We start from the raw sequence: 1,652 nt of genomic DNA, 5'->3' as shown, positions 1-1,652 counted from the left end.
CCAACACCTCCCCGCTCGCCGGCCGTGGCCCCACCAAGGGCACCAAGGTCACCGCGCGCCTCGTGAAGGACCGCCTCGACTCCGAGCTCGTCGGCAACGTGTCGCTGCGCATCCTCCCGACCGAGCGTCCCGACGCCTGGGAGGTCCAGGGGCGCGGTGAGCTCGCGCTGGCGATCCTCGTCGAGCAGATGCGGCGCGAGGGCTTCGAGCTCACCGTCGGCAAGCCGCAGGTGGTCAGCCGGGAGATCGACGGCAAGCTGCACGAGCCGTTCGAGCGCCTCACGATCGACGCACCGGAGGAGTACCTCGGCACCATCACCGAGCTCCTCGCCACCCGCAAGGGCCGCATGGAGCAGATGACCAACCACGGCACCGGCTGGGTCCGGATGGACTTCGTCGTCCCCTCGCGCGGCCTCATCGGCTTCCGCACCGACTTCCTCACCGAGACCCGCGGCACCGGCATCGCGCACCACATCTCCGAGGGCTACTTCCCGTGGGCCGGCGAGATCCGCTCGCGCAACAACGGCTCGCTGGTCGCCGACCGCAAGGGTGCCGCGACGGCGTACGCCATGACGTCGCTGCAGGAGCGCGGCGTGCTCTTCGTCGAGCCCGCGACCGAGGTCTACGAGGGCATGATCGTCGGCGAGAACTCCCGCGCCGACGACATGGACGTCAACATCACCAAGGAGAAGCAGCAGACCAACATCCGGTCCGCCACCTCCGACAACTTCGAGAAGCTGATCCCGCCGAAGCGGCTCTCGCTCGAGCAGTGCCTGGAGTTCTGCCGCGAGGACGAGTGCGTCGAGGTCACCCCGGAGATGGTGCGCATCCGCAAGGTCGTGCTCGACGCCAACGCCCGCGCCAAGACGGCGTCCCGCGCGCGCAAGGCCAACAAGTAGGACCCAGGCGTGCCCGACGGTGACCCCGCGCTCGCGCGTGAGCTGGCGGACTGGCTGGAGGGCCTCGGCCTCGCCGACCAGCTCGCCGCGGCCGGGTTGCCGACGTACGAGCGCGTCGACGGCGTCGTGCGCTGGACCGAGCCCGCCACCGGCGAGCCACTCGACGCCGGGCGACTGGCCGAGCTCGACCGGCTGCTCCGCGCGCAGGGTGACGACCCCGCCCACGCCGTACCGGTCGCGCTGGTCCGGCTGCGCCGCGAGACCCGGCGGCGCCAGGAGCTCCTCGACGGCGGCTGGCTCGACTACGCCGGGGTCGCGGCGCTGCGCGGCGTCTCGACCAACGCAGCCCGCTTCGCGGTGCACAAGGCGGCCGAGCGGCGCACGCTCCTGGTCGTCGGGCACGAGGGCGCGATCCTGGTGCCGACGTTCCAGCTCGACGACACGGGCGAGGTGCGCACCGAGCTGCTGACGGTGCTCGAGCCGCTGCTGGCCTCGGGCGAGGACCCGTGGCGCACCTGGGCCTGGCTCACCACGCCCGCGGCGCTGCTCGGCGGCGCGGTGCCGCACGAGGCCGCGCGCGACCCCGAGGAGCTGCCCGTCGTGCAGCGCGCCGCGGTCGCCCTGGCCGAGCGGTCTCGCTCGGCGCAGGGCTGACCCCGCGGCTGTCCTGCGCTTGCCCGAAGGCGCTGCGGTCAGTCGGTCGGCGCCTCGGTGACGACCGCGACGCCCTCGATCCGGACCGGCTTGTTCTTC

1 protein-coding gene and 1 pseudogene are annotated in these 1,652 nt (G+C 72.9%); both read left to right on the top strand.

Annotated features, from left to right (window positions below; translation table 11 throughout):
- A pseudogene (locus VLF38_RS00080) lies at positions 1-899 on the top strand (translational GTPase TypA); the annotation flags it as partial.
- A 9-nt stretch (positions 900-908) separates the two neighbouring features.
- Entirely contained in the window at positions 909-1,553 is a 645-nt protein-coding gene (locus VLF38_RS00075) for a hypothetical protein (RefSeq protein WP_325269255.1), read from the top strand.
- Positions 1,554-1,652 lie beyond the last annotated feature (99 nt).

It is taken from the genome of Nocardioides sp. (genome assembly GCF_035481145.1).
Classification (GTDB): Bacteria; Actinomycetota; Actinomycetes; order Propionibacteriales; family Nocardioidaceae; genus Nocardioides.
The sequence above is the reverse complement of the archived record's forward strand: the minus strand, read 5'-3'. Positions and strand labels throughout refer to the sequence as shown.